Origin of the sequence: Corynebacterium jeikeium (assembly GCA_003955985.1) — a bacterium.
GTDB classification, from domain to species: domain Bacteria; phylum Actinomycetota; class Actinomycetes; order Mycobacteriales; family Mycobacteriaceae; genus Corynebacterium; species Corynebacterium jeikeium_D.
In genome coordinates this window covers 1403282-1427732 of record CP033784.1, presented here as the reverse complement: position 1 = coordinate 1427732, position 24451 = coordinate 1403282, and the positions used below count along the sequence as shown (strand labels likewise).

21 protein-coding genes and 1 tRNA gene are annotated in these 24451 nt (G+C 59.3%); 7 read left to right on the top strand and 15 right to left on the bottom strand.

The genetic code is table 11. From position 1 onward, the window contains the following. Window positions 1-2 precede the first annotated feature (2 nt). The 4 genes from EGX79_06325 to EGX79_06310 form a co-directional block, all read right to left on the bottom strand. Window positions 3-197, bottom strand: a complete 195-nt coding sequence (locus tag EGX79_06325) for a ubiquitin-like protein Pup (protein ID AYX81829.1) — start codon at window positions 195-197, stop codon at window positions 3-5. A 61-nt stretch (window positions 198-258) separates the two neighbouring features. Next, window positions 259-1836 (bottom strand): proteasome accessory factor PafA2, encoded by a 1578-nt coding sequence (locus EGX79_06320; GenBank protein AYX81828.1) that lies wholly within the window; start codon window positions 1834-1836, stop codon window positions 259-261. Beyond that, a complete protein-coding gene (gene arc, locus EGX79_06315; protein ID AYX82751.1) occupies window positions 1829-3406 on the bottom strand; it encodes a proteasome ATPase in 1578 nt (525 codons plus the stop codon). The genes EGX79_06320 and arc overlap by 8 nt, the downstream gene beginning before the upstream one ends. Window positions 3407-3515: 109 nt before the next feature. Next, on the bottom strand, window positions 3516-4358 hold the full coding sequence (locus tag EGX79_06310; GenBank protein ID AYX81827.1) for a tRNA (adenine-N1)-methyltransferase: 843 nt from the start codon (window positions 4356-4358) through the stop codon (window positions 3516-3518). 85 nt (window positions 4359-4443) lie between these two features. Here EGX79_06310 and EGX79_06305 point away from each other — a divergent pair, with 85 nt between their 5' ends. Then, window positions 4444-5331: a RecB family exonuclease gene (locus EGX79_06305; GenBank protein AYX81826.1), complete on the top strand. Its 888-nt coding sequence runs from the start codon at window positions 4444-4446 to the stop codon at window positions 5329-5331. 179 nt (window positions 5332-5510) lie between these two features. Here the strand turns inward: EGX79_06305 and EGX79_06300 are convergent, their stop codons facing one another. The 5 genes from EGX79_06300 to EGX79_06280 all read right to left on the bottom strand — a co-directional run bounded on the left by EGX79_06300 (window position 5511) and on the right by EGX79_06280 (window position 10400). Then, window positions 5511-6824, bottom strand: coding sequence for an anaerobic C4-dicarboxylate transporter (locus EGX79_06300; GenBank protein ID AYX81825.1), 1314 nt, complete (start codon window positions 6822-6824; stop codon window positions 5511-5513). A gap of 39 nt (window positions 6825-6863) precedes the next feature. Then, complete coding sequence (gene aspA, locus EGX79_06295; protein ID AYX81824.1) at window positions 6864-8312, bottom strand: aspartate ammonia-lyase; 1449 nt, start codon at window positions 8310-8312, stop codon at window positions 6864-6866. Window positions 8313-8570: 258 nt separating this feature from the next. Continuing rightward, complete coding sequence (locus EGX79_06290) at window positions 8571-9416, bottom strand: ATP phosphoribosyltransferase (GenBank protein AYX81823.1); 846 nt, start codon at window positions 9414-9416, stop codon at window positions 8571-8573. A 14-nt stretch (window positions 9417-9430) separates the two neighbouring features. Next, window positions 9431-9694, bottom strand: a complete 264-nt coding sequence (locus EGX79_06285) for a phosphoribosyl-ATP diphosphatase (GenBank protein AYX81822.1) — start codon at window positions 9692-9694, stop codon at window positions 9431-9433. A gap of 22 nt (window positions 9695-9716) precedes the next feature. Then, window positions 9717-10400 (bottom strand): HAD family phosphatase, encoded by a 684-nt coding sequence (locus EGX79_06280; GenBank protein AYX81821.1) that lies wholly within the window; start codon window positions 10398-10400, stop codon window positions 9717-9719. Between the two features lie 155 nt (window positions 10401-10555). Between EGX79_06280 and EGX79_06275 the strand changes: the two genes are divergently transcribed. Then, on the top strand, window positions 10556-11461 hold the full coding sequence (locus EGX79_06275) for a thioesterase family protein (protein ID AYX81820.1): 906 nt from the start codon (window positions 10556-10558) through the stop codon (window positions 11459-11461). Window positions 11462-11468: 7 nt separating this feature from the next. On the opposite strand, the gene metH is transcribed toward EGX79_06275, so the two are convergent. From metH to EGX79_06255, 4 genes are read right to left on the bottom strand one after another with little or no spacing between them, the layout of a single operon-like run. Further along, the gene (metH, locus tag EGX79_06270) at window positions 11469-15128 is read right to left on the bottom strand and encodes a methionine synthase (protein ID AYX81819.1); all 3660 of its coding nucleotides are present in this window, start codon (window positions 15126-15128) and stop codon (window positions 11469-11471) included. 49 nt (window positions 15129-15177) lie between these two features. Next, window positions 15178-15591, bottom strand: coding sequence for a hypothetical protein (locus EGX79_06265; protein ID AYX81818.1), 414 nt, complete (start codon window positions 15589-15591; stop codon window positions 15178-15180). Further along, window positions 15588-16943 carry a cysteine--1-D-myo-inosityl 2-amino-2-deoxy-alpha-D-glucopyranoside ligase gene (mshC, locus tag EGX79_06260; protein AYX81817.1) on the bottom strand — a complete coding sequence of 452 codons (1356 nt, stop codon included), beginning with the start codon at window positions 16941-16943 and terminating at the stop codon, window positions 15588-15590. Before mshC ends, EGX79_06265 begins: the two co-directional genes overlap by 4 nt. Before the next feature lie 18 nt (window positions 16944-16961). After that, window positions 16962-17843 carry an undecaprenyl-diphosphate phosphatase gene (locus EGX79_06255; protein ID AYX82750.1) on the bottom strand — a complete coding sequence of 294 codons (882 nt, stop codon included), beginning with the start codon at window positions 17841-17843 and terminating at the stop codon, window positions 16962-16964. Between the two features lie 132 nt (window positions 17844-17975). Between EGX79_06255 and EGX79_06250 the strand changes: the two genes are divergently transcribed. From EGX79_06250 to EGX79_06240, 3 genes are all read left to right on the top strand, one after another. Beyond that, the gene (locus tag EGX79_06250) at window positions 17976-18911 is read left to right on the top strand and encodes an aldo/keto reductase (GenBank protein ID AYX81816.1); all 936 of its coding nucleotides are present in this window, start codon (window positions 17976-17978) and stop codon (window positions 18909-18911) included. Window positions 18912-19133: 222 nt separating this feature from the next. Then, window positions 19134-20183 (top strand): hypothetical protein, encoded by a 1050-nt coding sequence (locus tag EGX79_06245; GenBank protein ID AYX81815.1) that lies wholly within the window; start codon window positions 19134-19136, stop codon window positions 20181-20183. Beyond that, window positions 20184-21284: a quinone-dependent dihydroorotate dehydrogenase gene (locus tag EGX79_06240; GenBank protein ID AYX81814.1), complete on the top strand. Its 1101-nt coding sequence runs from the start codon at window positions 20184-20186 to the stop codon at window positions 21282-21284. Between the two features lie 138 nt (window positions 21285-21422). On the opposite strand, the gene EGX79_06235 is transcribed toward EGX79_06240, so the two are convergent. Beyond that, window positions 21423-21995 (bottom strand): YbhB/YbcL family Raf kinase inhibitor-like protein, encoded by a 573-nt coding sequence (locus EGX79_06235; GenBank protein ID AYX81813.1) that lies wholly within the window; start codon window positions 21993-21995, stop codon window positions 21423-21425. 226 nt (window positions 21996-22221) lie between these two features. On the opposite strand from EGX79_06235, the gene EGX79_06230 reads away from it, so the two are divergent. After that, window positions 22222-22310: transfer RNA gene (locus EGX79_06230), tRNA-Leu, on the top strand. A 74-nt stretch (window positions 22311-22384) separates the two neighbouring features. Here EGX79_06230 and cls read toward each other — a convergent pair. Continuing rightward, the gene (gene cls / locus EGX79_06225; protein AYX81812.1) at window positions 22385-23878 is read right to left on the bottom strand and encodes a cardiolipin synthase; all 1494 of its coding nucleotides are present in this window, start codon (window positions 23876-23878) and stop codon (window positions 22385-22387) included. A gap of 188 nt (window positions 23879-24066) precedes the next feature. On the opposite strand from cls, the gene EGX79_06220 reads away from it, so the two are divergent. Beyond that, window positions 24067-24399, top strand: coding sequence for an ArsR family transcriptional regulator (locus EGX79_06220; GenBank protein AYX81811.1), 333 nt, complete (start codon window positions 24067-24069; stop codon window positions 24397-24399). Window positions 24400-24451: the final 52 nt, after the last annotated feature.

The following is a 24451-nucleotide window of genomic DNA, read 5'->3' as shown; positions in this document are numbered from 1 at the left end:
TTTTACTGGCCACCCTTCTGGACATACGAACGCACGAACTCCTCGGCGTTGTTCTCCAGCAGACCATCAATTTCATCCAGCAGGTCGTCAGCAGCTGCAACGTGCTCCTGAGCCTGACCGCCGCCAGCGACCTCGCCGAACTCTTCCTCGTCGCCTCCGCCGGAACCGCCGCCGAAAACCTGAGTGTTACCAGCCATGATATTGCTCCTTAAAAATGAACTTTTGAGTATTACTGCTCTATTACTGCACTATGTGTGCCTATTGTTCGCGGATAGCCCCGAGAGTACGCAGATGCTCAACCACCTTGGCCACTGTCTCCGCAGACTCCAACACGTCACCGCATTCTGCGGCAGTGAAACGGTCAACTTCATCCAGCGTAATGTAGGCCAGCGTAATTCCAGGCGACTCCACGTCACGAGTGCTCCGATACACCCCCGCGGTGTCCACCACCAAGCTGGTCCAACTGCCCGCGACGACATCCTTGCCAAAGCGGCGCAGAATGCCACCGCGTACATACGCACGCGTAGACTCCGGTGCGTATTCAACCGCTCGGTCGACTTCTTCCTCGGTCACGAGTGTGCGCATCGAACCGCGGCGCACCAGCGCATGGTACAGCCCACGAGCAGGGTCAATATCCGAGTACTGAATATCAATCAACGCCAACTTCGGGTGGTCCCAGCCCGCGCCCAGGCGGGTACGCAGGCCCTCCATGAGGTTGTATTTCGCCACCCAATCCAGCAGATGGGCTGCCTTGCGGGGGTCGTCGGAAAGCACGTCGAGCACTTCACGCCAGAGCTTGACGACGTCGCCCTGCTGGTCGTAGCTCTCCACGCGACGCAGGTACTCGTACTGCATTTCCACTGCGGACATCCACGTGACATGGTCTGCCAGCTGCAGCTTCTCGGTGCAAGTCAAGTCTCGGGAGACCTTATGGACGGCCTCGACGGGGTTGCGGAGCTGCAGGTCGTCGAAACGCACGCCGTCCTCGATGGCGTCGATGACCAAACCTGTGGTGCCCAGCTTGAGGAAGGTGGCGACCTCGCTCATGTTGGCATCACCGATGATGACGTGCAGGCGGCGGAAGCGATCGGAGTCTGCGTGTGGTTCATCGCGGGTGTTGATGATGCCGCGGTTCAAAGTGGTCTCCAGCGAGACCTCAGTCTCGATGTAGTCCGCGCGCTGCGAAATCTGGAAACCCGACTCCTGCCCCGTCTGCCCCAGACCTACGCGACCAGCGCCCGTGAACACCTGGCGGGTGACGAAAAACGGCGTCAGACCGGCGACGATGTCATCGAACTCGGTTTCTCGGGAGAAAAGGTAGTTCTCGTGGGCGCCATACGAGGCGCCCTTGCCATCGACATTGTTGCGGTAGAGCTTCAGCATCGGGCCTGGATTGCCCTCAGCATCGGTGGCTTCGGCGGCAAGCTGAGCTGCGCGCAGCATAATCTTGTCACCTGCGCGGTCAGCGATAACCGCCTCGCGGGCGGTTGCCGTCTCCGGTGAGGAGTACTCCGGGTGCGCGTGATCGACGTAGAAACGGGCACCATTTTGCACCAGCAGGTTTGCAGCGCCGACGGCATTCGGGTCAACAATCGGTGGCTGGTGGTAACGGCGCAGGTCGAAACCACGGCTGTCGCGCAGTGGCGACTCTGGTGCGTAATCCCAGCGGATGCGCCCCGACAGGCCCTCCTCCTGCTCATGCGCGAAAGCGAGCACGGCCTGCGTGGAGGTGAGAATTGGGCTGACATCCGGGTTGTCCGGGCTGGAAATGCCGTACTCAATCTCCGTGCCGAAGAAGCGGTTCGACTGTGCAGAACTGGCGGCGGATTTAGCCATGGCGAATCACCTCGACCGAGGCAACGCGCGCCGCTGGACGACCGGAGATGCGAGCCCACTCATCCGGGTTCGAGGTGTTTGGCAGGTCCTCGTTCTGCGCGAACTCCTCCGCCACTGCAGACAGCAGGTGATCCAAGCTAATACCAGCCTCGCCGCCAGCGATAACCGACTTGATGGCGGACTTCTTCGCACGGTCGACGATGTTGGAAATCATCGCGCCGGAGTTGAAATCGCGGTAGTACATAACTTCGCTGGTGCCATCGGCATAGCGAATCCGCACGTACTCGTTTTCTTCCGTCTTGGCGTACATCCGCTCAACAACCTGGTCAATGAGGTGTGCGACATTCTGCTCCACCCCACCGCGCGCTTCCACCTCGGCTGCTTTATACGGCAGCTCTGGAGTCAAGTACTTGCGGAAGATATCCTTCGCCGCAGCCTCATTCGGGCGCTCAATGCGGATTTTCACATCCAAGCGTCCTGGGCGCAGAATTGCCGGGTCAATCATCTCCTCGCGGTTGGTGGCACCAATCACGATGACGTTTTCCAGCCCCTCCACACCGTCAAGTTCACTGAGCAGCTGCGGGACCACTGTGTTTTCCATATCCGAGGAGATGCCCGAACCACGAGTGCGGAAAATCGAGTCCATCTCATCGAAGAAGACAATTACCGGCTTGCCATCCTCGGCAATGTCGCGAGCGCGGTCAAAAATCAGGCGAATCTGACGCTCGGTCTCACCCACGAACTTGTTCAGCAGCTCCGGGCCCTTGACATTCAAGAAGTACGATTGCGCCCGCTGCGCCTCCGCCTCGCTCTTGCCTCGGGATAGCGCAATCTTGCGTGCCAACGAATTAGCCACAGCCTTGGCAATCAGCGTCTTACCATTGCCGGGAGGGCCGTAGAGCAGCACACCCTTCGGCGGACGCAGGTTGTACTGTTCAAACAGTTCTGGCTGCAGGAACGGCATCTCCACGGCATCGTGAATCTGCTCAATCTGACTGTCCAAACCACCGATATCCGTGTAGGTGACATCCGGTACCTCTTCCAGCACCAGGTTTTCCACCTCGGACTTCGGAATGACCTCAAACGCATAGCCCGACTTGCGGTCAATCATCACCGAGTCCCCCGGCTTCGGCGACAAATCCCCCGCCAGAGACACCACGAATTCCTCACCGTGAGTATCCGAGGCCAAAATGCGCTCCCGATCCGGCAGCACCTCACGAACATTGGCGATGTCGCCGCTTTCCGGATAACCGCAGTCCTCCACGATTATCGAGCCCTCATTCAGACGCACCTGCGCACCCGGCCGAAGCGCCCGCTCATTAATCTCCGGCTGCACCCGCAGGCGCATCCGTCGATTTCCGGTAAAAACCTCTGCGGTGCCTTTCTCCGGCCCCGGCTTAAGGAAAATACCGTACGTGCTAGGCGGCTCCAGCATGTCCTCCATGTCTTGGCGCAGTAGCTCTAGCTTGTTACGGGAGTCCCGCAACAGCTCAACCAGGCGATTATTACGAATGCCGAGGTTGTAGTTCTTCTGCTCAAGATCACGGATTTTGTCAGACGGCGTTGTCATGTATCCCAGATTACCCATAGGGCCAGATGCCGTTGTTGCTTGGTCGATTTAGACCGTGTGTCGCATCACGCTTTACGACGGCTACACCTCCCAGCGCGAAGCGGCGGGTCTAGAGCTTCTTTTGATTTCGTCGCTGTGGGCGCGGAGGCACCGTGCCGTCGGCAAGCCTGCGTGCCCACACCAGGAATGCGGTATGCGCCTGCATACGGTGCGCCGGGCGGACGGAGAGATCCTGAACATTCCAGTCGCGGACCAGGGATTCCCAGGCGCGTGGTTCGGTGAAGCACTTCTGCGCGCGGATGCCCTCCATGACTTTCATTAGCTGCGGAACAGTGGCGACATAGACCATGAGCACGCCGCCAGGCTGAAGCACCTTCGAGACGGTATCCAGGCATTCCCACGGAGCGAGCATGTCCAGAATGACGCGGTCGACCGGGCCGCCGAGCGACTCGATGGAGGCCTCGTTGAGATCGCCCAGGCGCAAGTCCCAGTTGTCGGGCTTGTGACCCATGAAGTCGACAACGTTGCGTTCCGCGTGCTCGATGTGGTCCTCGCGGACCTCGTAGGAAATAAGCTGCCCGTCAGCGCCGATGGCGCGGAGCAGGTTGAGGCTGAGCGCGCCGGAGCCAGCGCCGGCCTCCAACACGCGCGCACCTGGGAAGATGTCGCCCTCGACGATGATCTGTGCAGCATCCTTCGGGTAAATCACCGCAGCACCGCGCGGCATGGACAGGACGTAATCGACCAGCAAGTGACGCATGGCCAGGTAGACGGTGCCTTCGCTGGAGGTGACGGTGGTGCCTTCCTTGGCGCCGATGAGGTCGTCGTGGAGGATGGTGCCGCGGTGAGTGAAGAACTTGCCACCCTCCTCGAGGATGACGGTGAAGTGGCGATTCTTCGAGTCAGTCAGCTGGACTCGGTCGCCGACTTGGAATGGTCCGCTCAATGCCATAGGTGTGTGGGCTCCTTTTGGGGTTTGGTTGGGTCGGGTCATGTCGGGTGCAGCCAAATCCGGGCGGTACTCTAACCTGGCTAGTATGCCCGACAATGCCCAAAGTTCTAAGTCAGCAGTTCAACCTTCCCGCCGCTCTAAGTTGGCGCTGTCGCCGTCGAGAGCTAATGACTACCGCCAGTGCCCGCTGAAGTACCGGTTCCGTGCGATTGACAAGATTCCGGAGCCGTCGACTGTCGCGCAGGTCAAGGGCACGTTGGTGCATGCTGTGCTCGAACAGATGCATGCCTGGCCCCGTGAAGAACGCACTTACCCCGCAGCGGTGAAACGGCTGAAGCCGACCTGGGAGGACATGCGTGCAAAGGACGAGGAACTGATTGAGCTAGTTCCGGAGGATGATTACTACGACTTCCTGGTCGAATGCCGCGGCCTGCTCAAGGGGTATTTCATGATGGAAAACCCCATGGGCTTCGATGCGGCCGAGATGGAAAAGTTCGTTCAGCTGGTTATCGATCCGGATGCGGATCAGACTGTGCCATTGTCAGTGCCACTTCGTGGTTTTATCGACCGCGTCGATATTGCCCCGACCGGTGAGGTCCGGATTGTCGACTACAAGACGGGCAAGAAGCCCTCTCCTCGCTTCCAGGATGAGGCGCTCTTCCAGATGCGGTTTTACGCGCTGGTGTGGTGGCGGCTCACCGGTCGTATCCCGGAACAGCTGCGGTTGATGTACCTGAAGGTTGCCGATGACCTGGTGCTCAGCCCCACCTCGGCGGAATTAGAGGCCTTCCAAGCGGAGATTGCCGACTTGTGGTCGGCGATCGTGCGCGACGGTGAAAACGGTGACTTTGTGCCGAAGAAGTCCAAACTCTGCGGATGGTGTTCTTTCCAGGAGCTGTGCCCTGCCTATGGCGGGGTCACCCCGGAGTACCCCGGTTGGCCGGGTGCTGTCGGCGATGGTGGCGCTGAGTAAAAGCTGCGGATGGCGGTGGCTCTCGCGGCGATGTTAGCTTTCGCGGGGTGCCGCCGTCGGCGGTAACGGTGCCAGTAAAAGTTACTGACTAGGTTTATGACAGGTGAATGGAATTCACAGCTTCGATTTTGTCATAAACCTAGTCAGTTTCTCTATGCGGTGTTTTAGGTAGTCCCCCACTACAGCAGTGCGCTGCCGAAGGCGAATCCGAACGCGACGGACAGGGCAATACATAAGGTTCCTGGGATGATGAACGAGTGGTTAAACACGTATTTGCCAATTCGGGTTGTGCCAGTGTCGTCCATCTCCACCGCGGCAAGGAGCGTCGGGTAAGTAGGCAGTACGAATAGCGCGGAAGTCGCTGCGAAGGAAGCAATCGCAGTGATGGGAGAAACTCCCACCGCGAGTGCAGCGGGCATGATGGCCTTTGCCGTGGCCGCCTGCGAGTACAGCAATGCGGCCGCGAAGAAGAGCACGATTGCCAGCATCCACGGCATTGTGGTCAGTAGGCTGCCGGACGCGGCCTTAATGTCGTCGATGTAGTGGTTGATAATTGTGGTTCCCAGCCACGCCACACCGAGAACGCAGACGCTGGCGGACATGCCCGATTTGAACACCGGTGTGTTCAAAATGGTTGCCGCGTCCAACTTGCAGGCCAGCACGATAACGGTGGCGGCGGTCAACATGATTGACATGATTGCCTCGTTTCGTGGGAGCGTGGGATCAGCGATGAGGCCGACCTGTTCAGTGCTGATGGTCGCATAGACCATCACCGCGAGAATCGAGAGTAGGAAAACCGCCACGGACCACTTGGCCGACTTGGTTGGCACGTATTCGCTCATCTGGCCACGTGGCTTGGAGACTAACCCCTTTTCCAAGCGGCTTTGATACTCCGGATCGTCGTCAAGCTCTTTGCCTAGGTGATTCGTGACAAAGGCGGTCGGAAGGATGGCGAGGAACGTCGAAGGAATGACAATCGCCAGGAGTGTGAGATAACCAACGCCGCGGGGTTCCATGAGCGAAGCCATGAGTACCACAGCCGCTGAGATGGGTGATGCCGTAATCGCCAACTGAGATGCGATGACCGCCACGGACAGCGGGCGGGACGGGCGAACGCCTCCCTCCTTGGATACTTCGGCGATAACTGGGAGGGTGGAAAATGCGGTGTGGCCGGTGCCGGCGAGCAGTGTCATCAGGTAGGTGACAACCGGGGCCCAGTAGGTGATGTGTCGCGGATTCTTGCGCAGCAACCGTTCGGCAATGTGGACGAGATAGTCCATGCCTCCGGCCTTCTGCATAGCGGCAATTGCCGCGATTACCGACATAATGATGCCGATGACATCGAACGGAATGTCGTCTTTGGTGACCGGAACCCCGGTGATGCCCAGCGCCAAAACGCCCAGCCCACCGGCGAACCCGATAGCAATTGAACCAAGACGCGCGCCAAGGAGGATCGCTGCTAGAACGATAGAGATTTGGACGGCAACTAACATGTGTATCTCCGAAAAGTCACTCGTTAGACTTGTTGCCGCTTAGGACAAATCGTCGAGGCGAGACTCCCCTGCCACGTAGCGCTTCCCCCGGTATTCCGGGTGCATGAGGTTCTCGGTGCTCAGGACCTGGTTGAGCTCCTTCTCGTCCATCAGCCCGCGTTCGAGGACAATGTCCCGGACGGAGCGGCCAGTGCGAGCGGCTTCCTTGCCAATCATATCGCCCTCGTGGTGGCCAATGACCGGATTCAGGTAGGTCACGATACCGATGGAGTTTTCCACATAGCCGCGGCAAACTTCCGGGTTAGCGGTGATGCCGGTAATGCACTTGTCGCGCAGAGTGTCGGTAGCACTGCGCAGCAGTTCAATCGACTCGAAGAGGCATGCGCCGATGACAGGCTCCATCACGTTTAGCTGCAACTGGCCAGCCTCGGCTGCCCAGGTCAGGGTCACGTCGTTGCCGAAGACCTTGAAGCAGGCCTGGTTCGCGACCTCTGGGATTACCGGGTTAACCTTTGCCGGCATAATCGAAGACCCAGCGGCGCGCTCCGGAAGGTTGATTTCATTCAGTCCGGCTCGTGGACCCGATGCCAGCAGGCGCAGGTCGTTGCACATCTTGGAAATCTTCATGGCCGCGCGCTTCAGGGATGCATGCACGCTGACGTAGGCGCCGGTATCGCTGGTGGCTTCGATTAGGTCCTTCGCAGAGGTCACCTTAAAGCCACTGACCTCACGCAGCGCCTGGGTCACGGCCTCGCGGTAGCCTGCCGGCGCATTTACACCGGTACCGATAGCGGTTGCTCCCAGGTTGATTTGCAGCAGGCGTGCCGACGCAGTTGCGATGGACTCCTGCTCTTCCTCAAGGTTGTGGGCAAATGCGTGGAAAGCCTGTCCCAGGGTCATGGGAACGGCATCCTGCAGCTGCGTGCGCCCCATTGTGATGATGTCGTTGAATTCATCACCCTTGGCGTGTAGAGCCTCAACCAGGGAGTCGAAGTGCTTCTGCAGGCTCAGCAGCGACATGTGGATGGCAAGACGGAAACCTGTTGGGTAGGCATCGTTGGTTGACTGGCACTGGTTGACATCATCGTTGGGGTGAATGACGTCGTATCGGCCCTTTTCCAGGCCGAGCAGTTCTAGAGCGAGGTTAGCGATGACCTCGTTGGTGTTCATGTTGAGACTGGTGCCAGCTCCACCCTGGAAGACATCGATTGGAAACTGATCCATGCAGCGTCCCTTTTCCAGGATTTCATCACATGCGGCGACGATGATGTCTGCAACATCGCTGGGCAGCGTGTGGACGCGCTGGTTGGCAATGGCCGTGGCCTTCTTCACCATCACCATGCCACGAATGAATTCGGGCACGTCGTTGATGGTCTTGGCTGAGATTTGGTAGTTGTCGATTGCGCGCAGGGTGTGGATGCCGTAGTAAGCCTCTGCCGGGACCTCCATAGAGCCAAGCAGGTCGACCTCGGTACGTGTTGCGGACATGTGGAAGCAATCCCTTCTAGCCTTTTAGCAGACCTAGTAGACGCAGCCTTGTGGGCCACATTTAGTGGCGATGATTGGTTACACCGCCAAAACTACAGTGCTGGCGTATGTGCCGCATGTACAGGCATAAAGTTACTGCTTCGGTCCGGCTAACGCCGTGCGCACTCTTAGTGTCAATATTACTACCTACGCTAGCGTAGGTAAAGGGTGGATTCAGCTAGGAAGCTCCCACTGGATAGCGTGTAAGGTTCGCGTGACTTAAATACGCGCGATACGGATATTCGAAGCCAAGATCGCCTCGGCACCAATCTTTGCCAGTGCGTCCATGAGCGGGTTGGCCTCTGCCTTCGGAACTAGCGCGCGAACTGCTACCCAATCCTCGTTAGCCAGCGGCGACACGGTCGGGCCGGACAGCCCCGGGGTGAGCTTGGATGCCTCTTCCAGCGCGGACGCACGGATGTTGTAGTCAATCATCAAGTACGTCTTGGCATGCAGAATGCCGGTCATGCGACGCAGGAACACCTGCTGCTCCTCGGTGACCTCTACGCCCTTGCGTCCGACAACAACTGCCTCAGAGCTGACCAAAACATCGCCGAATGGCTTCAATCCCTGCTTGCGCAGGGTACGACCGGTGGAGACAACATCGGCGATTACGTCGGCAACTCCCAAGCGGATGGAAATCTCCACTGCACCATCAAGGCGAATAACGGTGGCGTTAATGCCACGAGCCTTCAGATCCTCGCGCACCAGGTTCGGGTACGAGGTGGCAATGCGCTTGCCCTCCAGAGCTTCTACGGTCCACTCCTCATCGGCCGGAGCGGCGTAGCGGAAGGTCGAGGCGCCGAAGCCCAGATTCAGAACCTCATCGACCGGAGCCAGCGAGTCAGCGGCCAGGTCGCGGCCGGTGATGCCCAAATCCAGATGGCCGTTGCCAACGTAGATGGGAATATCCTTCGGGCGGAGGAAGAAAAACTCAATGTCGTTGGCTTCGTCGTGGATGGTCAGGCTCTTGGAGTCGCCTCGACCCGGGTAGCCAGCTTCCTTCAGGATTTCGACTGCCGCCTCGGACAGCGATCCTTTGTTGGGCACGGCAATACGCAGCATGGTGTTGATTTCTCCTACAGGTACTTGTAAACATCCTCGGGGCTCAGCCCGCGACCGACCATGACCACCTGCAGCCAGTACAACAGCTGCGAAATCTCCTCTGCGAGGGCTTCGTCAGATTCGTGCTCAGCTGCAAGCCAGACCTCACCGGCCTCTTCGACAATTTTCTTGCCCTGGAAATGCACACCAGCGTCCAGCGCCTTGACTGTGCCCGATCCCTCGGGGCGCGACTGTGCTTTTTCCTTCAGCTCTGCAAACAGGTCATCAAAGTTCTTCACCCGGTCTATTGTTCCATGTCGTCTACTCGCCCGCGAAAGCAGCCCGCAATAAGCCCAAATTCGAGGTATCCAAATTGCCCGAAATGAAGCGCGCCGGGGGTACTAACGTCCCCACATCAGCCTGCGAAACGCTCACATCCGGCATTGGATTCCACACCACCGTGCATCCCGCAGCGAGTGCAGAGCGCACCCCCGTTGAGGAATCTTCGATAGCCAGGCAGTCCTCTGGCGCAAATCCGGCTAGCTCTGCGCCACGCAAGTACGGATCCGGTGCCGGTTTGCCGTTGGCCACCTCATCGCTACACACTGTTGCGGCGAAGTGCTGCTCCCCCATGACATCAATGCAGGGTTGCGCCACGTGCCGACGGGTATTGGTCACCAACACCACCGGAATGTCAGCAGCCCGGGCCTGGTCCAAAATCGCCGGCACACCCGGGCGCCACTCCACCCCATGTTCTAGAACCAATTCAGTGAAGCGACCTTCGACGAATTGGGAGCCCGAGGCAAACAGCTCGTCGTCAAGCGTGCGTCCCGCATGGTCAGCACAAATCGACAGCGTATCCCAGAGTGTGTTGCCGACGCACTGCATGCGCAACTCCGGAGTCAGGCGACGGCCTACGAATTCCGAGAGGTCGTACGTGGCAATCTCCCACAGAGGTTCCGTGTTGATGAGGCTGCCGTCCATGTCCCACAAAATTGCTTTCACACCATGCGACTATGCCAGGCAATCAAGCATTTAGCGATTATGTCAGCAAAACCGTCGGATGAAGGTTTAGAGTTTCAGGAAGGAAAGTATGTTGCGGTGCTGCATGAAATCACCGCATGAACGTGTCCCGCGTGAATGAAAGGCATCGACTCGCTATGACAACCACTGAAGATTCGCTCGCCCAGGCTATCGACCAACCCGAGGCATACTTCATTCCGCTAGGGACGGTCACCGAAGGCGAGCTCAGCTACGAGCGCTTCATGCCCACCAGCTTCACTTATGGGGCGTGGGGGCCGTTTCAGCACGGTGCGCCGCCGTCGGCGCTGCTGACGCGCATGTTGGAGCGCCGCCGTCTGGAAAGCGAGGGGATGCGTATTACTCGCATCGCCGTGGATCTGTTGTCGGCTGTACCGTACACGGAGCTCCGCGCGCGCTCATGGGTCTCGCGCCCGGGGCGGCAGATCGCCAAGGTCGAAGCCGAATTGCTTGCCGACGTCAAGGGTGCCTGGCGACCAGTTGCCACCGCGTCCGCATGGATGATGGCCACTGCGGATACGCGGGATATTGAGCGTGCATTCGACAAGCAGGTGCCCGGGCCCGAGGAATGCAGCGCCGAGTACATTCCGCTTACCGACGATTGGAGTGGCGGCTACATCGAATCAATTGAAGCCCGCGCCGGCGCGACGGAAGAGCTGGCCGAGACGCAAATTCACTGGGTTCGCGCGCAGTACCCAATCGTGCTCGGGGAGGAGCCGACTGCGGTGGAGCGAGTCATGCAGGTAGCTGATACCGCCAACGGTATCGGGGCCACGCTGAGCCCGCACCAGTGGGCGTTTATGAATACCGACTTAGTGGTTCACCTGCACCGACTCCCCCAGCTCGGCGCCTCGGAGAAGTCGGCGGAATCGGAGTTGCAGTCGGAAGACGGCGGCTGGGTGGGCATCGCCGCCCGCGGTTCCATTGGGCCGGACGGAATCGGCATGACCGCGGGCGAGCTCTACGATGTGCACGGCCCCATCGGCCGCAGCATGCAGACCTTGCTGGTGCGACCGCAGGGATAACGCGAAGCTACACGTTAAAGTACTTCGCTTCCGGGTGGTAGAGCACGAACGCATCGGTGGACTGCTCTGGGTGCAGCTGGAGCTCCTCAGAGAGCTCCACGCCGATGCGCTCCGGCTGCAGCAGGTCAATCATGCCCTGACGGAAGGTCAGATCCGGACAGGAACCATAGCCGAAGGAGTAACGAGCGCCGCGGTACTTCAGGTCAAAGAAGTCCTGGGTATCGTCGGAGTCTTCCGCGCCAACACTTGTGCCGTCGGAGAACGCGAGCTCGGAGCGAATGCGCTGGTGCCAGTACTCGGCCAGCGCCTCGGTGAGCTGCACGCCGATACCGTGAACCTCCAGGTAGTCGCGGTATTCGTTCTTGGCGTAAATATCGTTGGCGAAGTCAGCGATGGGCTGTCCCATGGTCACCAGCTGGAACGGCATGACGTCGGTCTGTCCTGCGGCGATGGCATCTTCGCGCGAGCGAATGAAGTCAGCAATGCATAGGAAGCGACCACGCTGCTGGCGCGGGAAGGTCCAGGACACCACTGGCTCTGCCGCGGGGTCGGGCTGCTCCCCTTCCGCAGGTAGCGGCAGTACGTGTACGGTATCGCCCTCAGAAACTGCTGGGAAGTAGCCATAGACGACAGCCGCATGCTGGAGGATGTTCTCGGCGCGCAGGCGCTGCAGCCATGCGCGCAGGCGTGGACGACCATCGGATTCGACCAGTTCCTCGTAACTCGGCCCCTCGTCGCCGCGGGTGCCGCGCAGTCCCCACTGCCCCATGAACAGAGCGCGTTCGTCGAGGGTGGTCAGGTAGTCGTCGAGGGGCAGGCCCTTGACAATGCGGGTTCCCCAGAACGGCGGTGTCGCAACGGGGACATCAGCGGCGACATCGGAACGCTCCGGCACCTCGGGGGCTTCAGCAGCAGCCTTGGCGGCGCGCTGCGCGGCGATGCGCTTGGAGCGCTCACGGCGGGCGCGGCGAGCTTCCTTCTTCTCGCGGGCAGCAATGGCCTCTGGCGAATTCTCGTCTGGGCCGAGGCCCTTCTTAGCTGCCATCAGCTCGTCCATGATGCGCAGTCCTTCGAAGGCATCCCTGCCGTAGTAGACATCGCCGTGGTAGAGCTCGGACAGGTCGTCTTCCACGTAGCTACGCGTCAGCGCGGCGCCGCCGAGCAGTACTGGGAAGCGGGTGGCATCGCCGGCGGAGTTGATCTCCAGCAGGTTGTCCTTCATCACCACAGTGGACTTCACCAGCAGGCCGGACATGCCGATGGCGTCGACATCCAGTTCCTTGGCGGCGGACAGAATCGTAGCGATTGGCTGCTTAATGCCCAGGTTATGCACGGTGTAGCCGTTGTTGGAAAGAATAATCTCCACCAGGTTCTTGCCGATGTCGTGGACATCGCCCTTCACCGTGGCCAGCACAATCGAGCCCTTGGAGCCCGTGGCATCCTCGGCATCCATAAAGCCCTCGAGGTAGCCCACCGCGGCCTTCATCGTCTCGGCCGACTGCAGCACGAATGGCAGCTGCATCTGGCCGGAACCGAACAGGTCACCAACGGTCTGCATGCCACGCAGCAGGTCCTCGTTAACAATCGCCAGCGGTTCCTTTTCCTTCATGCCCTCATCGAGGTCAGCCTCGATACCCGTGCGCTCACCGTCGATGATGCGCTGCGCCAGGCGGTCGAACAGCGGCATGGCGGCAAGCTTTTCGGCCCGGGCGTCCTTCGCGTCAGCGGCGGAGACTCCTTCAAAGAGCTCCATGAATACCTGCAGTGGGTCGTACTCCCCGTCGGGGTGTCCCGCTTCACGACGGCGGTCGTACACCATATCGAGAGCGACTTCGCGCTGCTTGTTGTCAATCTTGTTCATCGGCAAGATCTTGGAGCTGTGGGCAATGGCGGAGTCCAGGCCGGCCTCGATGCACTCGTTGAGGAACACCGAGTTGAGTACCTGGCGAGCCGCCGGGTTCAGACCGAAGGAAATGTTGGACAGACCGAGCGTGGTGTGCACGTTCGGGTGGCGACGCTTAAGTTCGCGGATGGCTTCGATGGTTTCGATGCCGTCGCGGCGAGTTTCCTCCTGGCCAGTGGAAATCGGGAAAGTCAGACAGTCGACAATAATGTCCTGCTCGCGCAGTCCCCACGTGCCGGTGATGTCGGCGATGAGACGCTCGGCGATCTCAATCTTCTTGTCCTTTGTACGCGCCTGACCTTCTTCGTCGATAGTCAAAGCGACCACGGCAGCACCGTGCTCAACAACCTGGCGCATAATGCGCTGGTAGCGCGAGTCCGGGCCATCGCCGTCTTCAAAGTTCACAGAGTTGACCGCGCAGCGACCACCGAGGTGCTCCAGGCCAGTCTTCAAAACCTCCGGTTCCGTGGAGTCCAGCATGACCGGCAACGTCACCGAGGTGGCGATCTGCGATGCCAGGGTTGCCATGTCATCGCGACCGTCGCGCCCCACGTAGTCCACACACAGGTCAATCATGTGTGCGCCATCGGTGACCTGACCGCGGGCGGTGTTAAGGCACTTCTCCCAATCGCCGGCCAGCATGGCCTCGCGGAAAGCCTTGGAACCGTTGGCGTTGGTGCGCTCACCAATCATGGTGATGCCGGTTGTCTGCGTCAGCGGGGCTGCCGAGTACAGAGAAGCGACCTCATCGATTGGCTTTGCATTCGGATCCGTCGATGGGCGTGCTGCCTGAACAGCAGGGCCCTGCTCAGCGTAAGCGCCTGCACCGGTAATAGCATCGCGAACAGCGGAAACATGCTCCGGTGTGGTACCACAGCAGCCACCGACCATCGCCAGGCCAAACTCTTCAACAAAGCCGCGCAGCGCTGTGGCCAGCTCTGGGGCGGTCAGCGGGTAGGTCGCACCGTTCTTACCCAGCACTGGCAGACCCGCATTCGGCATGACCGATACCGGGATGGAGGCGAAGTTGGACAGGTAGCGTAGGTGCTCGCTCATCTCGTCCGGGCCGGTCGCACAGTTTAGGCCAATCATGTCGATACCCAGCGGCTGCAGCGCTGCCAGGGCTGCACCAATCTCCGAGCCCATCAGCATGGTGCCTGTGGTCTCGACAGTCACGTGGACGACAATCGGAATCTTCTTCTCAGCCTGTCGCATGGCGGCCTTGACGCCATTGACTGCTGCCTTGACCTGCAGCAAGTCTTGACAGGTCTCAATCAAAAACGCATCCGCGCCACCGGAAATCATGCCGAGTCCGGCCTCCGTGTAAGCGTCGCGAAGCTGAGCGTACGGAGCGTGCCCCAACGATGGCAGCTTCGTGCCCGGGCCCAGCGAACCGAGGACAAAGCGTCGCATACCCTCGCGCCCCGGCCCCATTTCGTCAGCGACCTTGCGGGCGATTGCGGTGCCCTTGTGCGCTAGCTCCTGGATACGGTCTTCAATGTCGTAATCCGCGAGGTTCGGGAAGTTGCAGCCGAAGGTATTGGTTTCCACCAGGTCGGCGCCGGCCTCGAAATAACGCCGGTGAATCGTCTCGATGATGTCGGGACGAGTGTCATTGAGAATCTCATTACAGCCCTCGTAGCCGAGGAAGTCCGCGTCAACGTCGAGGTCAAAAGACTGCAGCTGGGTACCCATGGCGCCATCGCCAATGAGTACACGGCTGTGCAGTGCGGTGAGGAACTCGGAAGAGTGGCGATCAGTCATGAATAGACACCTTAGTCTACTTTCATAACCGCGCCGTTAATCGGGCTGGTTATTCCATCTCAAAGTAGCTTTCCGCCTTCACCGCAGGCAGGTCCAAACCGACAGCCTTCGTTGCGGAATTGATAATCGCGAGAATCTCGTCGAGCTCCTCATCAAAAATCGAGCCACCGTGCTCATGCTCAATCGCAGCCACGCGCTGTAGGCAGTTCTCTACCGCCTGCGTTGCGGCTTCTTCTCGCTTATCGACGGCCAGTTCCGCCGCCTGATCAATACCAGCGGCGGCCTCACGGAGGGCTTCCCCGACCTGGTCGGCTACCGATTCGTCAAAAAGTGGCTCCCAGAACTCGCGTTCCTCGGGCTGCAGGTAGCTGCCGGTGGCAAACATGCGCAAATCGGCAACTAGCTTATCGATGTTCTCTTGCGTTACTTCGACAGCAGACAGATCTGAGTTGCTCATGCTCAAATTTTAACGCCAAGCAGCGCGTCCAGCGCGGCGGCAACGAATTCTCCGGCACCCGCTGCGCCGGTTACTGTGCCAGCATCTGCCTTGTTGCTGGTATCCGAGGACCACTCCGCAGCCCAGGCATCGATAGCGGCCAGAGCAGCCGGCGTATCCAGGTCATTGGCCAGGCTTGCGCGCACATCGGCAACCAGTGCCGCTGCTGCGCTCACAGCCTTCTCATCGGTGGCAGTCTTTGTAGTTGCGCAAGCCGCACGCCAGGCCTCGTGACGTGCCTTGGCCGCCTCCAGCACCTCGTCCGACCAATCGCGATCAGAGCGGTAATGGCTGGCGAAGACGCCAATGCGAATAGCACTCGGGTCGACGCCGGCGGCCACCAGCTTGGAGACAAACACCAGGTTGCCCAGCGACTTGGACATCTTCACGCCGTCGAGCGCAATCATGCCAGCGTGAACATAATGGCGCGCCATACGTGCACAGCCAGTAGCGGCTTCAGCGTGAGCCGCCGAGAACTCGTGGTGCGGGAACGCGAGATCCGAGCCACCGCCCTGAATGTCGAAGCTCTTACCCAGGCGGTTGGTGGCAATCGCCGAGCACTCAATGTGCCAACCCGGCCGGCCCGCACCAAAAGGAGCCTCCCAGCTTGGCTCCCCGGGGCGAGCGGCACGCCACACCAGCGCGTCCAGTGGGTCCTCCTTGCCCGGGCGATCCGGGTCGCCACCGCGCTCCGCAAAGAACTCCGCCATCTGCTCTGCCGAGTAATTGGACTCGTAACCAAAGTTCTCAGTGGCACTCTTGCGGAAGTACACATCCGGGTACTCGTCATCGGTGAGCTGGTAGGCCGAGCCATTCTCCAGCAGCTTCTCGACCATTTCCACGACCTCGCCCACGGACTCAATGGCGCCGATGTAGTCGCGCGGTGGAATCACCGACAGGTTTTCCATATCCGAGCGAAACAAATCAATCTGCGAGGTGCCCAGCTCGCGCCAGTCCACCCCATCGCGCTCCGCACGTTCGAACAACGGGTCATCGACATCGGTGATGTTCTGCACGTAATGCACCGAGTGTCCATTATCCAGCAGCTGACGGTAAATCAGATCAAAGGTGAGGTAGGTTGCTGCGTGCCCCAGGTGCGTGGCGTCATAGGGTGTGATGCCACACACGTACATGGTCGCCTCCGGTCCCGCTTCCACCTGGGAGACCTTCTGATCCGCGGTGTCGTAGAGGCGTAGGGGTACCGATGTTGAGTTTTCGTCGTCAAGCGAATGCGCCTTACCTGTATTGCTGGCGCGGTTGAACACATCGAAACGCGCATCGCCGAGACTGGGAACCTGTGGTTGGGGCCACGAATGCATTAAATACTCACTACCTCACTAAACAGCGTTGATCGTGCCGAAGCCGAGCAACACCATAACAATCAAACCGACCGGGATGCGGTACGCGGCGAACCAAGCGAAGGAGTGGTTCGACACGAACTTCAGCAGCCATGCAATAGACGCATAGCCGACGACGAAGGCAATCAGCGTACCGATGGCCAATTGCGCTCCACTAGCGGCCTGTCCCGCCGCAGGGTCAAACGCGTCTGGAAGCGAAAAAATTCCAGCAGCGAAAACAGCGGGGATAGCCAGCAGGAAGGAAAAGCGCGTTGCAACCTCTCGGTCCAAGTGCAAGAACAGGCCGGCAGACACCGTACCGCCCGAGCGCGACACACCCGGAATGAGCGCCAGGCACTGCGCGAAACCCATGACGATGGCATCTCGCATGGTCAGCTCTTCATAGTTGCGCTCACGACGGCCGAACTTCTCTGCGGCGATAAAGACAAAGGAGAAAAGCACCAACACAGCGGCTGTAATCCAGAGATTGCGCAGGTTATCGCGGATGAGGTCCTTCCCCAGCACACCGATGATGGCAATCGGCAGCGTACCGACAATCACCATCCAACCCATGCGGTAGTTGAAACCGCGGGCTTCCTTATTGAACAGACCGGCAAACCAGCCAGTGAGGATCTGCCAGATGTCCTTGGCGAAGAACACCAACACAGCCAATTCGGTGCCAAGCTGCACCACAGCGGTGAAGGATGCACCGGCGTCCTGGCCCCACAGCAGCTCGGAGACAATCCGAAGGTGCCCCGAGGAACTCACCGGGAGAAATTCCGTCAGACCTTGCACTACGGACAGGATGATTGTCTGCGCCCAGGTCATACCGGTGCCGGCGGTATCGGCAGCGGTATCTGCTGAGGCGCTTAGTGTCGTCATGATAGTCACGGGTGTATAGGCTACTCGTCCGGTTTGTGTTGTGGCTATAGCGAGGTTTCGGTGCGGCGATAGCGAGACCTCTCCCGCGGAACTTTTCCCGCGACCGCACACGGGTGTCCTAAAGTAAAAATCGTGCAACAACGAATTCTGGGCAACAGCGGTTTACGGGTCTCCGCCTTGGGGCTGGGTACGGCCACCTGGGGTGCGGGTACCAGGCAAGACGAAGCCGGACGCATCCTGACGGACTTCCTCGACGCCGGAGGCAACCTTGTCGACGCTTCCCCACTCCACGGCGGCGACACTGTTGCCGACATGCTGGGTGCAGTCATCGCAAAGCGCGGTGTCGCCGACGAATTGGTGCTCTCGGTCGCATCTGGCATACACCCCGAGCGGCCCGTCGGCAGGCGCGTGGACTGCTCGCGTAAGACACTGCAAAAGGACCTCGACGATACGCTCGCACGCCTCGGCGTCGAACACATTGATCTGTGGTCGCCCGGCTACTGGGATGGGCTGACCCCACCGGAAGAGGTCGCCGATACCCTGGAATGGGCTGTGCTCACGGGGAAAGTACGTTACGCCGGAGTGCGTGGATACAGCGGTTGGCAGGCGGCGGTGACGCATGCCGCCGCGGATCGAATCGCTCCGGTGTTCGCACAGCATGAGTACTCGCTGCTCCAGCGAAGCCCTGAGGCTGAACTACTGCCCGCCTGTGAGCATTTGGGGCTCGGCTTTATCGGTGGCGCCCCACTGGCCCAAGGCGTTTTGACCGCCAAATACCAGCACATCATTCCCGAGGACTCCCGCGCTGCTTCCGAACACGCCGACGCAGAGGTGCAGGACTATCTCGACACGCGCGGCGTCACGGTTGCAGGCGCGCTGACCACCGCAGCCAAGGGGCTCGGCGTCAGTGCTGCCGTCGCAGCGATTTCCTGGGCACGCGATCGGCCGGGCGTCACCTCGATCCTCGTTGGCGCTCGAGACCGCGCTCAGCTACGCGAAAACCTCACCGCCGAACAACTCACGCTGCCACCGCAGATTTGCAACGCGCTTGACGACGTCACGCTGTAATCAGTAACCGCATTCTTATAAAGACTTATAAGGCACAACGAATGCGAGAGCCTCCCACGGCTGGAGGCGTCCACAAAGTAATCAGGCCGGGGTGGTAGTTTCTATAGCGTGAGTGAAAACAGTCGTCGACGTGTCATAACCTCCCTTCTAGCGGGGCTTTCCGCTAGCGCAGTGGTCCTGGCAGGGTGCTCCTCCGATGTGGAAGGAGACATCGATGCCGGAATGGGCAACGCCACGCCAGTGCCGGCCGCTTCACCCGCTGCTCCCGATACTGCTATCGGGAGGGCCAAGAAGATTGATGAGGACGTTACCGATGCCGTGCTTGTCGGCGACCGAGTTGTCCTGAAGGCCGGGGACAAGATCTTTGCCGGTCCGCTGAATAACCCAATTGAGCGATCAATGAAGCTGGACGCGAAGTGTGGTGAGCTCGCGCCGGGCGGCCCTAACGCTCTGCTGCCGTGTGAAGATGGCATCCACGTCATTACTGACCAGGCTACGGAAACGGCCGTTGTCGGCCGTGGCACCAACTACTCCGCCGCAGTTGGACTGGAAGGCGGTCGCATCATCGGTGCCCATGCGGATAGCAATGTCGTCGATGTGTTCGGCGCTGATGGCGAGTTGGCCAGTGACTTCAAGGCTGCCAATAACGGTTCGCAGCTCGTTGAGATTCCCAGAGCGGACAATGACGCGGACGTCAAGCTGTTAGAGGTGAACCGTCCGGAGACTTCGGTGCATGAGCTCAAGCTCGATGAGTCCCGCGCTGGCTCTGCGCTGCGTGCGGGTATCGGCGTCGGCAAGGTAGCTTCCGGTGATCATGTCATTGCTGCCGCAGACACCAAGGGCAACCAGCTTCTTATTTACACTGCCACTGACGTCATTCGCCTCCACCAGGCAGCTCCGGCCCCGGAGGCTCCGTGGGCGGTAGCGGTCGATGAATCGCGCGGAATTGTCTGGGTGACTTCGACGAAGGTGAACAAGCTGACTGGCTACGACATCAGCTCGGGTACCCCAGTCAAGGTCGCGGACATCAACACGGTTGCAGATCCACAGTCGATTGTTGCCACCGAGGATGGCCAGATTGGCGTCTTCTCGGCTACCGGTGACGGGGCCCAGATTTTTGACTCCGCGGACGTCGATAAGGCAATTGCTGATTTCAAGCAGGATGCAGAGAAGATTCGTGAGGAGATGTCGGTTCGGGAACCAGCCGATAAACTACCGACCGGTGCAGGTGACACCAAGGGAGCAGACGACTCCGAGGGAGAGACTAAGTAGATGCCTTCGAAACTTCGCGCCAAGTCCTATCAACTCGCGCTAAAGGCAATGTTCCAGGTCCCACCGGAGCAGATTCACGAGGCCATCTCGAAGACCCTGAAGGGGCTGCAGAAGTCGGAGAGTCTACAGCGGGCGGTGAGCAAGTTACTCGTTGTTGACGATGCTGTGCTGCGTCAAACCGTGTTCGGCGTGGACTTCCCGCGTCCGCTGGGGCTCGCCGCAGGCTTCGACAAGGCTGCTATTGCTCCGGATTGCTGGGGGCCAATTGGTTTTGGCTACGCGGAACTGGGAACCGTGACTGCCAAGCCGCAGCCGGGCAACGATCGCCCGCGTCTGTTCCGTCTGAAGGAAGATCGCGCCATTTTGAACCGCATGGGTTTCAACAACCCCGGCGCCGCTGCTGTAGCGGAGAACTTGCGGGCGCGTCGCAGTGACGACGTGATTGGTATAAACATTGGTAAGACCAAGGTGACTCCGCTGGAAGAGGCCGTCGATGACTATCGAGAATCGGCTAGCCAGCTCGGCGGCTTGGCGGACTACGTTGTTGTCAATGTCTCCTCACCGAACACGCCGGGTCTGCGCGACCTTCAGGCAGTGGAGTCACTGCGCCCGATTCTGGCAGCGGTGACTGAGGAGACCGACTCGCCGGTGCTGGTCAAGATTGCTCCTGATCTCTCCGACGATGATGTCATCGCAGTTGCTGACTTGGCGGTTGACCTGGGGCTGGCGGGCATTGTGGCTACCAACACCACCATTTCTCGCGAGGGCCTGCGTACGCCCGCGGATGAGGTCGCGGAGATGGGGGCCGGTGGAGTCTCGGGTGCTCCTGTGGCAGCTCGGTCACTAGAGGTGCTGAAGCTGCTGCACGAGCGCGTCGGAGACAAACTAGTTCTCATCAGCGTCGGCGGCATAGAAACGGCTGAGCAAGCGTGGGAGCGGATTGCCAACGGCGCTTCCCTACTGCAGGGCTACACACCGTTGATTTATGGCGGTCCGGACTGGATTCGTGACATTCACCAAGGGTTGGCTCGCCAGATTCGAGCTCAGGGATTCTACTCCATTTCGGAGGCAGTCGGCTGTGGTCTGCCGTGGCGTGGTTAATTGCTGAAAGCCGTTGAGGCTTCCTAACCCAATAAACACGTGACCCCGGGGCCAGCGGCCATGAAGGCGCTGGCCCCGGGGTTTTCTGTATGAGTAGCGTGCCCGGTCGGTTGAGTTGCCCGTGTGGGCGTCGTATCCCTACTCCCCGACGTTCTCCCACCACGGCGTGATGATGGCACGCGCAATCGAGTGGAAGTACAGATTGAAGCCAAGCACGGTCGGCGTCGCATCTTCCGGAACTTCAAGCTTCTCCACGTCGACCGCGTGCACCGCATACATGTAACGGTGTGGGGCATGCTGCGCCGGTGGGTTAGCTCCGTAGTGACCACGCATGCCCGAGTCGCCGACAAGCTGGATAGCGCCTTCTGGCAGCTTAGAGCCGTCTTCGGAGCCAGCTCCCTGTGGCAGACCCTTTTCGGTCGCTGGAATGTTGAAGACAGCCCAGTGCCAGAAGCCCGAAGCGGTCGGAGCATCCGGATCGAAGCAGGTCACGGCAATGGACTTAGTGCCCTCCGGCAGATTTGCCCAATCCAGTTGTGGGGAAACATTCGACGGAGCGCGGAATTCATCCGCAATCTTCTCGCCGTCCTTGATATCTGGCGAGGACAGCTCGAAGGTTGGCAAATCCTTCAGCGGTGCGTACGGATCTGGTCCCGGGAAAACCGGAGCATTTGCAGTGTCGTTTGCGGTGTCGTTGGAATTCGTAGTCATAACTACCAGTGTGCCTACTTTATGAGCGCGCTGCAGGGACTTTACAAGACTCCCTATCTGCAGGGCCTGATTCTCAGTGCGAATCCAAGGCGGATGCGGGGCTAACACCGCTGATGTAATTACACCCAGGTTTGGCGCGCTAATGCCCCTCTGACCTGCCAATTTGTGTTTCATTATGTAGTCGGGATACAGTATCACAGGTCAGCACGGAAGTGCTTCCTACCCGGTCCGGGTGGCGGAATGGCAGACGCGCTAGCTTGAGGTGCTAGTGCCCTATTAACGGGCGTGGGGGTTCAAGTCCCCCTCCGGACACAAGATAAATCCCGAGAAACTGCAATTAGTGCAGCTCTCGGGATTTTTGCTTTGTCTGTCGGACCAATGGGACTGCCCTATTGCAGCGCCGAGGTCAAGCGGAAAACAGAGTCCAGGTAGCGCTGACGAAGGGGCCGGTCATTCCATTCCTCCTGGGTGAGCAGGAAAGATTTGTCGCGGTACTCGTCGGCAAGCATGATCAGTTTGTCCACGATGGAACCGGCGGCGGAAAGAAGCGTGATCTCGTAGTTGAGGCCGAACGAGCGCATATCCAGATTGGAGGAGCCGAACATGGCCATGCGGTCGTCGATAACCATGAACTTGGAGTGCAGGACCGCAGGCGCCGGATAGCGGTAGATCTTCACGCCAGCGGTTAGCAGTGCCTGGTAGTAGGACTGCTGCGCGTGGCCGACCATGAACTGATCGGACTCTTCGTTGACGTAGAGCTGGACGTCGATGCCTCCATATGCGGCAGAGGTCAGCGCCATGAGCATGGATTCGTCGGGGACGAAGTACGGGCTGACGGCGATAATCCGCTCGTGTGCCTGGTAGATCATGTTATTGAAGACGCGCAGGTTCGGCTCCGTGCTGAAGCCCGGACCCGACGGCAGCACCTGGACAACGTTGTAGTTGTCGTTGACTTCGGTGTTGTGGAGTGAATAGTCCCTGGTGGCGTCTGGGGTCTTGTATAGCTCGCTGGTCCAATCAACCGCGAAAATTGCGTCGAAGGCCAGCGCAATATCGCCCTCGAGCTCAATCCACGTGTCCACCCAGCGACGGCCGATCTTATGGTTCTTTTTCTTCTGATATTCGGGCTCAATCAAATTCTGCGAGCCCATGAATACAATGTCGCCGTCAACAACTACGAGCTTGCGGTGATTACGCAGATCCAGGCGGCGCCAGGTGAGCTTCAGCAAGCTCACGGGCAGCATCGGGTGCCAGGAGATTTTAGCCTGGTCCAGGCGCTTTTTCAGCTTGTAGTAGCCGGGGTACTTCCACGAACCAATTGGATCGACCAGTACCTTGACCTCTAGTCCCCTGTCGTGCGCGCGTTCAAGAGCCTGTATGAAAGGCTCCGTGCTGGAATCCAGTGCAAAGATGTAGGACTGCACGTGGATTGATTTCTGGGCCGCATCGATGGTCTCAATCATGCGGTCAATGGAGGCGTCGAATTCGGTGAAAAGTCCCTTTTCCGCGCTGGCAATTGCCGGCATTCCCGTGAGCTGGCGCGAGAGCTTGAATACGTTGACAACGTCATCTTCTATCTCGGCATCGTCCGGTACGTCTGGCAGATGCTCGGTACGTTCCGCAATGAGCTCCTGTGCCAGTGCCTGTACCTCATGCCGACGGCCCGTAATCTGCTGCGAGCCCAGGAAGAGGAACAGAGGTAGGCCGATAAATGGAATCAGCAGAATCAGCAGCAGCCACGCCGTCGAAGCCGATGGGCTTCGGTTTTCCGGCACCCACCCAATCGCGATGAACTTAATCGTGTAGTCGAGTGCGAAAAACAGTACTTGCCACCACGTTAAGTCCTCCACCAGCCACGGGAAGGTACCCATCAACCAATCCATGCAGATGATATTACTGAAGGATTTTTCAGTACCTTTGGTCGCTGCCCCTTAGGTGCACTCTCCTTTTTTTCGTGACAGCCTAATGTGACATCTGAAATTGAATACTGGTATCAATACGTAGTAATGTTCAACTTATTGAACATAGTAAGCGTTTGGCATGTCGACTTCGAAAGGACTAACCCCTCCAAATGACTGAGAAGGCTCCTACGAGCACCGAGCTCGACGTTGCCACTAGCGTACTGAAGTTGATGGCAGACAAGACGCGTCTCTCCATCCTGTCGCTCCTTCGTGACGGGGAGATGACCGTCACCGCCATCGCTAGCGCGCTCAATCGCCCCGTCCCCGCGATTTCTCAGCACCTTGCGAAGTTGCGCATGGCCAATATGGTGCAGACCCGCAAGGAAGGCACGTCTAGCTTCTATTCTCAGCCCGACGAGCACCTCACCAACCTGGTGGTCAACGCTCTCCACTTCGCCGAACACACGCTCTACAGCGATCCGCCCCATCACCGCGGTCAGTAGGCGCACACGGATACGCTCGCTTTACTCGCTTTACGACGAAACCCCGCACCCT